Source organism: Streptomyces sp. NPDC050145 (assembly GCF_044460245.1).
In the GTDB taxonomy this organism is placed as follows: domain Bacteria; phylum Actinomycetota; class Actinomycetes; order Streptomycetales; family Streptomycetaceae; genus Streptomyces.
The window spans coordinates 386915-394023 of the sequence record NZ_JBITJS010000008.1 but is presented as its reverse complement, the minus strand read 5'-3'; the positions used below and the strand labels follow the sequence as shown (position 1 = coordinate 394023).

The following is a 7109-nucleotide window of genomic DNA, read 5'->3' as shown; positions in this document are numbered from 1 at the left end:
AGCAGTGCGGCGAGCCGCAGCAGGACGGACTCGCCGCCGGAGACCTCGCCGACGGTGCGGTCCAGTCCGATGTGGCCGAGGCCGAGCTGCGAGAGTGTCGCGGTGGCCCGCTCCTCCACGTCCCAGTCGTCGCCGACCACGGTGTAGTGCTCCTCGCTCGGGTCGCCGGCCTCGATCGCGTGCAGCGCGGCGCGGGTGGCGGCGATGCCGAGCACCTCGTCGACCCGCCGCCCGGTGTCGAGGGTGACGTTCTGCGGCAGGTAGCCGATCTCGCCGGCGACCCGCACGGTGCCGTCCGAGGGGGTGAGCTCGCCGGTGATGAGCTTCAACAGGGTCGACTTTCCGGACCCGTTGACGCCGATCAGGCCGGTGCGCCCGGGGCCGAAGGCGACCTGGAGCCCGTCGAGGACGGGGGTGCCGTCCGGCCAGGCGTAGGACAGGGCGGTGCAGGCGATCGACGCGGGAGCGGAGCCGTGGGAAGGGGAGGACATGGACATACGGGCCTCGCGGGTGCTCGGAACGAACGATGGACATGCGAAGCGTTCGAGACACCGCGGGCGAGGGGCCCACAAAAAAGGGCCTGTTGCGGTGGAGAGGACGGACGGCTCGGATCGCCGAGGTCTCACACGACGACATGCCGGCACGGCAGCCGTACGCCCGGATGTCCGGGGTACGCGTGCACTGCGTGACATGCGCGGTGTCTCAGGACCTCAGACGAGCAACGTCCTTCTCCGATCGACGGCAACAGAACCGTCGTACACGGTAAGGGGACCCGTGGACGGGGGCAACGGATCAAGTGCCGCCGGCTTCCCCGCCGGTCTGCCGTCCCGCAGCCCGGCGGACCGTCCCGGTCAGCAGCGCCGCCAAGCCCACCGCCAGCGCCAGCGCCACCACGGGGCGTGCCCACGCCGAGCCCGTCGCAGAGGCGGCGCTCGCCGTCACCACGACCGCCGAGCCGGCCAGCGCCCCGGCCGGCTCCAGCCACGCGCGCACCGGGGGGCGGGCCACCCGGAGCACGCGGACGTCGCTCGCCGCCAGGTAGACCGTCAGGAGCGCCGCCGTGGCCGCCGCCTCGACGATGCGCGGCGTGCCGAGGGCGGCGAGCAGGACCACCGCGCACGGCAGGACCGTGGTGCGATGGAAGGACAGCCGCCGGGACCAGCGGCCCGACGGCATCGTGGGGCGGTGGCTGTCCGACGGCGGGGCCGCCCACAGGGCGAACAGCACCGCGCAGCCGAACAGCAGTGCGTCGGCGGGCCCGTGCACGCGCGTCCACGGGCGGTACGCCGCCACGACGAGGCCGGCGCCGAGCACCCGGACCGGCACGGAACGGGCCCAGTACGCCAGGTCGGCGCGCGTGACCCCTGCCCGGCTCACCATGAACGGCCTCCCGCCCGGACCACCCTGAGCGGCGCCAGCGCCAGATCCAGCGGCTCGCCCACCTCGTGACGAAGGACCGGAACCCCGCCGGCCCGCAGGGCGGACCTCATCGCGTCACGGTCCGCCCGCCACAGCCGCAGGCCCAACTCGCCCTCCACGTCGCCCGGTTCGACAGCCGGATCACCACTCGGGATCTCCACGACGACGGGGCGGCGGCCCCGCAGCCGCAGGTTGCGCAGCACGGTGAGGATCCGCCCGTCGCTCAGCGGGGTGAGTACGTAGACCAGAGCGCCCTCGGGGAGAGCCGGCGGCGGGATCTGTCCGAGGCCGGGGGAACCGAAGCGGTGGTCCTTGCGGACGTCGAGGACGCTCTCGACGATGCGGTAGAACGCCGCGTCCCCGCTCGCCGGTCGCAGCCAGCGCGTCGTGCCGCCCGTCGACACGACCCCGACCCGGTCGTGCGTCCGCAGATACGCGCGGGCGAGTCCGGCCGCCGCCCGCACCGTCTCGTCCAGCGACGAGTTCCCGGTCCTCGGATCCACGACGTCCCCGAACGCGTCGACGAGCAGCACCGTGTCCGCCGCCCGCTCCGCCGCGAACCGGTGCAGCTGCACCGCGTCGCGCCGGGTCGTCGAGGGCCAGTGGATGCGTCGCTGCCGCTCGCCCGGCTCCCAGGGCCGGACCCCGACGACCTCCACGCCCTCGCCGTGCTGCGGGGAGGCGTGCTCGCCGATACGGGGCGGCAGCCGCACCGGGATCGGCGTGAACCGGGCCTGCGCGGCGTCCGGGAACACCGACACCTCCGGCGCCTCCACCCGCACACTGCGCCGCACGGTGACCCCGGTGTCGTACACGTCCACGTCGACCGGGCCCGGGGTCCAGCGTCCCCAGTACAGCGCCGTGTACCGCAGGGTGACGGTGTGCCGGTCCGTGACGACCTCGTCGAGGCGCAGTCCGGCACCTGCCGTGACCCCGGGGTCGAGCCGGATCTCACCGCCGTCGTGGGCGACCGAGACGCGGACGGTGACCGTGTCGCCCTCGAAGCAGCGGCGCGGCTCCACGGCCACGGTCGCCTCGACGCGTGTCGCGTACCGCCGGGGCAGCCCGAGAACCAGCAGCAGCAAGGGGGCGGCGGCGAGCCCCAGCAGCCAGGGCCGGCCGGTGAGCAGGCCGGCGCCGAGCGCGAGGACGGCCACCGTGAGCAGGCGCAGCGCCCGCTCGCTCGGCCGGGGCCCGGCGGGTGGGGCCGGCGGTGGGACCGTCGGCACGGTCCTGCCCTCCACGGCCCGTTCCACCGCCGGGCTACGGCGGGGCGGGGGCGGGGTCATGCGGACACGGCGGCCGTGCGGCGGGTCGACGGCGAGGCCTCCTGGCCGACGATCTCCCGCACCAGGTCGTCCGTCGACACCTCGCGCACCCACAGCTCCGGCCGCAGCGACACCCGATGGGCGAGCGCGGGCACGGCCAGCCGCTTGATGTCCTCCGGGATCACGAAGTCCCGCCCCTCGAGCACGGCACGGGAGCGTGCGAGCTGCACCAGAGCCAGCCCACCCCGTGGGGAGGCGCCCATGCTGATGTCCGGGTGTTCCCGCGTCGCCGCGACGAGCGCCACCGCGTACTCCAGCAGATCGTCGTCGATCTCGACGCGCTCCACCGTCGCCCGCCACGCCAGGACGTCCGCGGGGCCCACGACCCTGTCGAGCGTGGCCTCCTGCGCGGCCCGGTCGACCCGTGCCCGCAGCATCGCCCGCTCGTCCGCGGAGTCGAGATACCCCATGCGGACGCGCAGTTGGAACCGGTCGAGCTGCGCCTCGGGAAGCGAGTAGGTGCCCTCGTACTCCACGGGGTTGGCGGTCGCGATCACGAGGAACGGGTTCGCCAGCGCCCGGGTCTCCCCGTCCACCGTGACCTGCGACTCGGCCATCGCCTCCAGGAGCGCCGCCTGTGTCTTGGGCGGTGTCCGATTGATCTCGTCGGCCAGCAGCAGATGCGTGAAGACCGGCCCGGGGTGGAACACCATGTCGCCCGATCGCCGGTCGTACAGGGACGTCCCGGTGACGTCCGAGGGCAGCAGGTCGGGGGTGAACTGGATGCGGCGGAAGTCCAGTCCGAGCGTGGTCGCGAAGGAGCGTGCGAGCAGGGTCTTGCCGAGCCCGGGCAGGTCCTCGATCAGGACGTGGCCGGAGGCCAGTACGCCGAGCATCACGAGCTCGAGCGCCTCGGACTTGCCGACCACGGCGCGTCCGATTTCACGCAGCACGGCGGTGGCACCCTCGGCGACCTGGGTCGCGGTCAGGGCCGGGGGAGCGGTGGTGGAGCCGGTCACTTCGCCTCTTTCTCGCGGGTACGGGAACCGGTACGGGTCCGGGGTGCGCCGAGCGCCTCGAGTCGGTCGGTGAGCCGGTGCAGTACGTCCGGGGGAACGCCGCCGGGATGCCCGTCGGCGGGCGGCGGGTCGGCGCCCAGCCAGGGCCACAGCTCGGGGCCGATCAGGGCGGCTGCGCGTTCCGGCTGGTGATCGAGCGAGACGTGGTGGTGCTCGGCCAGCGCGGCGGCGAACAGGCGGCGCAGCTGGGGCCGGAGCGTCGTGCGGTAGTACAGGGCGCCGTCGGGACCGGTCGCGCCGCGGACGTGCCGCCGCCACTCGCCCATGCCGGGGGAGCGACTGCGCAGCAGCCGTACCTCGTCGCGGAGCCGGGGGTCGAGGGACTGCGCGCCGAGGACGTACCGGGCGCCGGCGAGTGCGGCCGTCACGAGGACGCAGACGAAGGCCCCAGCTGCGGCAAGGCCGTCGACGAGCAGGACGACGAGGACCGCCGACCCGGACACCGCGGCGCACAGCGCGAGCAGCCGGCGCACGGACAACGGCTCGTGCTCGTGCTCGTGGTGTGGTGGGGCGGCGGACACGGTCCTGTGACGGCGCACGGTCATGGGGCCGCCGCCCGTTCTCCGAGGACCGCGGCGATCTCTTCCAGTGCGGCCACCGCGGCGGCGCGCCGGGTGTCGTCCATCGGGTGCGAGGAGTAGCGGGCCTCGCGGAACAGCGCGGCGAGCCGATGCGCGGACGGGCCCGTGAGGAGTCCCGCGCCGGTCGCTCGCGCGAGCAGGTCGGCGGGGCTGTCGGAGGCGCGCCGGCCGACACCGGACGCGGAGAGGGCCTCCTCCATCGCGGCGTAGCAGGCGATCACGGCAGCTCGGGCGTCGTCGCCCTCCGCCAGGGCCCGACGCCCGGAGCCCACCGCCGTCAGCAGCAGCTCCCGGTCCGCGTCGGCCGCGGGCGCGGGGAGTGGGGGCGGCACGGGCCCGGACGCCCGCAGGCGCCGCAGGACATACACGATGAGGACGACCAGCGCGGCCGTGCCCAGCATGGTCAGCAGGAAGGTCAGCGGCAGGGCCGAGGAGTGGCCGGGTGAAGGGGGCGATGCGGGGGGTGTGGGCGATGCGGTGCGGGACTCGCCCGGAATGTGAGGAACCGTCGGACCGGGCACCACCTCGTCCGCGGACCGGTTGGTGCGGCCGAAGCGGTGCAGGGCCAGGGCGGCGAGGCCGAGGGCGACGGGTGCGAAGCGCAGGAACAGCCCGACGAGTCGGCGCAGCCGTTCCTCGCGCGGCGGCAGGTCGCGGCGGTCCGCCCCGACTCGCTCGCGCACCCGCTCCAGAGCGAAGGAACACACCACGACCCAGGCGACGATGATGCCGAGGGCGAGCAGGCCGGTGCGGCCGAAGAGGCCGCGGCCCGAGTGCAGGATTCCGTAGGTGGGATGCAGGGCCGACGCGGCACCGGCCAGGACGACGACGGTTCCGAGCCCGAGGAGTAACGCCCCGTGGCGGCCTGTACGCATGACGACACCCCCGAACCAGCCGCCCCCGAACGGCTGTTCACCGCATCCTGGCATGCCGTCCCCTGATTGTCAGGGGCGCGGCGTGTCAGCGTGCGTCGCGGAGCAGCTCCGCCAGGTCCCCGTCCACGTCCACGAACGCCGACTCCTCGCCCACGGGCACCAGCGCGTCCGTGTCCGCCAGGAAGCGCCGCAGCTCACCGGTGCGGATGTGCACGATCGCCGTGCCCTCCGCCGCGTGGAACTCCAGCTCCGTGCGGTCGTAGCCGTACGGGCGCACCCGCACGTCACCGGCGCCCACCGCGTCCAGCACCCCCGCCGCGAGCAGCTCGCGCGAGAACGTCCAGCAGACCTCGACACCCTCCAGCGTCGCCGACGCCGGGAACGACATGCGCACCGCGAACGGGTCGTGGATGTCGTAGTGCAGCGTCGCGGGGATGCTCGCCATGCGCGGCGCGGCGGCGACGAGACGGGCCTCAACGGCTTGCTCGATGACGAAGGACAACGCCTGCTCCCTTGTGAAGGCTGGACGGAGGCCGGCGACGCTCGGACGGCCTCACTGGAATAGACGGTGGAACGGGCCGATCCGTGCACAGGAATCCGGACGAAAAACGAGTGACCTCGGTCACCGGTTCCTGCCGCCCGCACACCCGCTGTTTCTCCTGAGGCGCGAGAGGCCCTCTGGACGCCACCGAGGTGCTGCACTAGCTTCGCGCGCCATGGGGAGATCGAGGGCAACGAGAGTACTGAGGTTCCTGCGCACCGGGGAGAGGGCGCGCACACGGAGCAGGGGAACGACGGGGACGGCGGTGCTCGCGGCGGCCGTCCTCGGCGCCGTCGCGCTCGGCGCGGCCCCCGCCCCCGCGGCGGACGCGGCCCCCGACGCGCCCGGCGCCTGGCGGCTCACGGACACCGGCACCGACGCCCGCTTCCGCGGTCTTTCCGCCGTGAGCCGGTCCACCGCCTGGGTCGCCGGCTCGCGCGGCACCGTGCTGCGCACCACCGACGGCGGGGCCCACTGGCGGAACGTGTCGCCGCCCGGCGCGAGCGGCCTCGAACTGCGCGACATCGAGGCCTTCGACGCGCGCCGCGCCGTGGCCCTGGCCATCGGGGAGGGGGAGGACTCCCGGATCTTCCGCACCGACGACGGCGGCGCGACCTGGACGGAGGCCTTCCGCAACCCGGACCCGAAGGCCTTCTACGACTGCGTCACCTTCTTCGACCACCGCAACGGGCTCGCCATGAGCGACCCCGTCGACGGCAGGTACCGGATCCTGTCGACCGGGGACGGCGGCCGCTCCTGGAAGGTGCTGCCCAGCGCCGGGATGCCGGCCGCGCAGCCGGGGGAGGCGGGCTTCGCCGCGTCCGGGCAGTGCCTCGTCTCGGCCGGCCGCTCCGACGTGTGGCTCGCGACCGGCGGCGGCGCGACCGCCCGCGTCCTGCACTCCGGCGACCGCGGCCTGACCTGGACCGCGCACGAGACGCCGATCCCGGCGGGCGACCCGGCCCGCGGCGTCTTCGGGCTCGCCTTCCGCGACCGCGCGCACGGCATCGCCGTCGGCGGCGACTACCGCGCCGACCAGGCGTCCCCGCGGGCCGCCGCGGTCACCGGCGACGCGGGCCGCTCCTGGACCCCGTCGGCCGAGCCGCCGCCCGCCTACCGCTCCGGAGTCGCCTGGCTCCCGCACAGCCGGCACGCGGCTCTGGCCGTCGGCCCGACCGGCACCGACCTCACGACCGACGGCGGCCGCACCTGGCGCACCGTCGACACGGGTTCGTACGACACGGTGGACTGCACCCGCGACGGCGCCTGCTGGGCGTCGGGCGAGAAGGGCCGGGTGGCGCGCTCGGGCCGGTAGCCGGCCGGCGCCACGTGCGGGTGCCGGGTGC

8 protein-coding genes are annotated in these 7109 nt (G+C 74.8%); 1 reads left to right on the top strand and 7 read right to left on the bottom strand.

The genetic code is table 11. From position 1 onward, the window contains the following. The 7 genes from ACIBTU_RS18880 to ACIBTU_RS18850 form a co-directional block, all read right to left on the bottom strand. Positions 1 to 491: ATP-binding cassette domain-containing protein (locus ACIBTU_RS18880; protein ID WP_399127369.1), on the bottom strand; the 491-nt coding region annotated here is incomplete at its 3' end. Positions 492 to 792: 301 nt separating this feature from the next. Then, the gene (locus ACIBTU_RS18875; protein ID WP_399127368.1) at positions 793 to 1380 is read right to left on the bottom strand and encodes a hypothetical protein; all 588 of its coding nucleotides are present in this window, start codon (positions 1378 to 1380) and stop codon (positions 793 to 795) included. After that, positions 1374 to 2663 carry a DUF58 domain-containing protein gene (locus tag ACIBTU_RS18870; protein ID WP_399127367.1) on the bottom strand — a complete coding sequence of 430 codons (1290 nt, stop codon included), beginning with the start codon at positions 2661 to 2663 and terminating at the stop codon, positions 1374 to 1376. The genes ACIBTU_RS18875 and ACIBTU_RS18870 overlap by 7 nt, the downstream gene beginning before the upstream one ends. Positions 2664 to 2704: 41 nt before the next feature. After that, the gene (locus tag ACIBTU_RS18865; RefSeq protein ID WP_399127366.1) at positions 2705 to 3706 is read right to left on the bottom strand and encodes an AAA family ATPase; all 1002 of its coding nucleotides are present in this window, start codon (positions 3704 to 3706) and stop codon (positions 2705 to 2707) included. Further along, positions 3703 to 4311, bottom strand: a complete 609-nt coding sequence (locus ACIBTU_RS18860) for a hypothetical protein (protein ID WP_399127365.1) — start codon at positions 4309 to 4311, stop codon at positions 3703 to 3705. The genes ACIBTU_RS18865 and ACIBTU_RS18860 overlap by 4 nt, the downstream gene beginning before the upstream one ends. Next, positions 4308 to 5222 carry a DUF4129 domain-containing protein gene (locus ACIBTU_RS18855; RefSeq protein ID WP_399127364.1) on the bottom strand — a complete coding sequence of 305 codons (915 nt, stop codon included), beginning with the start codon at positions 5220 to 5222 and terminating at the stop codon, positions 4308 to 4310. Before ACIBTU_RS18855 ends, ACIBTU_RS18860 begins: the two co-directional genes overlap by 4 nt. A gap of 85 nt (positions 5223 to 5307) precedes the next feature. Beyond that, positions 5308 to 5724: an SsgA family sporulation/cell division regulator gene (locus ACIBTU_RS18850; RefSeq protein WP_399127363.1), complete on the bottom strand. Its 417-nt coding sequence runs from the start codon at positions 5722 to 5724 to the stop codon at positions 5308 to 5310. Positions 5725 to 5938: 214 nt separating this feature from the next. Between ACIBTU_RS18850 and ACIBTU_RS18845 the strand changes: the two genes are divergently transcribed. Next, complete coding sequence (locus ACIBTU_RS18845) at positions 5939 to 7078, top strand: WD40/YVTN/BNR-like repeat-containing protein (RefSeq protein WP_399127362.1); 1140 nt, start codon at positions 5939 to 5941, stop codon at positions 7076 to 7078. Positions 7079 to 7109: the final 31 nt, after the last annotated feature.